Here is a 1,622-nt window from a genome sequence, read left to right on the forward strand (position 1 = left end):
TTTGGAGAACGAGATTAAATTAGTTGATAAGGCTATTGAGAAAACTATCAAAGGACTTAATCCTAATGAGTATATCTGTCTTACTTCTATTCCTGGTATCGGTCCTGTTATCGCTGCGGGTATCATAGCTGAGATCGGTTCTGTTGCTTTTTTCGATTCTAACAATTCTTTGGCTAAGTTCGCTGGTTTGACTTGGCAATCTTTTTCCTTTTTACCCCTTGACTTTTTACCAATTAGTTCTTACATAATATATATGCTCTAAAATCTAAATTAAGCAGCAACTCCAGCGGCAAAAATAGCTTTAGCTCCGGCCGTAAGTCCTACAGAATCAGCAACTGGAATAGGGCCATCAGCGACGCATATAAGACATGGAAATAAGCAACCCGCACATGCTAAACAACCTATTCCTTCAGGATCAACATCAATTTCTGCCATATTAATTCACCCCCTTGTATAATAATTAAATTGCGAAACGCATTCTTTCTTGGTTTTAAAATGGTTTTTTCTTTTGTTTTTATTCCTTTTTAATTTTTTAAGATATGACTCATCTTGAGAATGAAAATCCTCTACCTTCTACAAAACTTTGGGTTGTTACATTAAAAATGTGCTTTCTGATTTAACATATTATCTAGTTCAACTAGTATATATCTTTGATTAGGTCAAAAGCAAGACTATTTTTCAAAGGTAAATGCTAATCAAAAGGGTTCAATCAGAAACTAAGATCTGGTAACTATACTTCCAAGAATAATAGAATGATTAAAACAGGTAATCATAAAGTTTAAAATACATACTTACCAACTTTCTTTAATAATATTCATCATAGCTCCAGTTTCCAACATATTTGTTTTAACAGCGTCCTTATCATCTCCTCCAAAAGTAATTATTCCTAATGAAAACATCACCATCATGATTACTATAACAAGCACCTTTTTCATTTTTAACCCCCCACATAATTTAAGATAAACACCCTTTCACTATTTATCATACTCTTTTCCATATGGTTTTCAAGTGTTTTGTCAACTTCTAAAATGCGTATAAACAAAGGATTGTTATTTTTGAATTTTTAAAAATAAATGTTACAACTTCTCATTTTTTACATTTCATCTTCTCATTCTTTTGCTTTATGCCAAGAATAATAAAGGTTATGATATAATAATCTTTGTAATAAAAAATAGTTGTTTCTACAAGACGTTAACATTATAGGAAAAAACAATATTAAGTAACTTTTAGGTACCGATTTAGTAACTAAAAGATTATATATCGGTTGGGGGGGGAATTAGAGATGAATCTAAAAGATATTGTAGAAATACTCAACTTTGGTCAGTTTTCAAAACCGTTTTTAAATTATATGGGTGAGTATTTGAAAAATGAATCAATAAAACAACATGAAGAAGTTATTAATTACATTGATGTATTAAAATTAAAATGGGCTGCAAAATATGAAGAAGCACTTGAAAAGATAGAAAAGGCAATAACGTTATCTAAAAAAAGAAGCATTGATTATTTGCTTTTAGTGGAAAAGATGGATGTATTGGTTAAACTTTCAAAGGAGAAAGAAATTAAAGAAACTTTCTATGAGTTAAGAAACGGGTTCTCTAAACTTCCAAGGTATCTTAGAGGAG

Annotated in this window: 3 protein-coding genes and 1 pseudogene; 2 read left to right on the forward strand and 2 right to left on the reverse strand. The window is 30.5% G+C overall.

The window, feature by feature from the left end:
- A partial coding sequence (locus PW5551_RS03835; protein WP_158526130.1) for a transposase occupies positions 1 to 262 on the forward strand: 262 nt, incomplete at its 5' end.
- 8 nt (positions 263 to 270) lie between these two features.
- Here the strand turns inward: PW5551_RS03835 and PW5551_RS10150 are convergent.
- Both PW5551_RS10150 and PW5551_RS10155 read right to left on the reverse strand, forming a co-directional pair.
- Positions 271 to 435 (reverse strand): huazacin family RiPP peptide, encoded by a 165-nt coding sequence (locus tag PW5551_RS10150; RefSeq protein WP_158245403.1) that lies wholly within the window; start codon positions 433 to 435, stop codon positions 271 to 273.
- 356 nt (positions 436 to 791) lie between these two features.
- A complete protein-coding gene (locus PW5551_RS10155; protein WP_155811045.1) occupies positions 792 to 935 on the reverse strand; it encodes a hypothetical protein in 144 nt (47 codons plus the stop codon).
- Positions 936 to 1,282: 347 nt separating this feature from the next.
- Here PW5551_RS10155 and PW5551_RS03840 point away from each other — a divergent pair.
- A pseudogene (locus tag PW5551_RS03840) lies at positions 1,283 to 1,622 on the forward strand (hypothetical protein); the annotation flags it as partial.

The organism is Petrotoga sp. 9PW.55.5.1, from assembly GCF_003265365.1.
Lineage (GTDB): Bacteria > Thermotogota > Thermotogae > Petrotogales > Petrotogaceae > Petrotoga.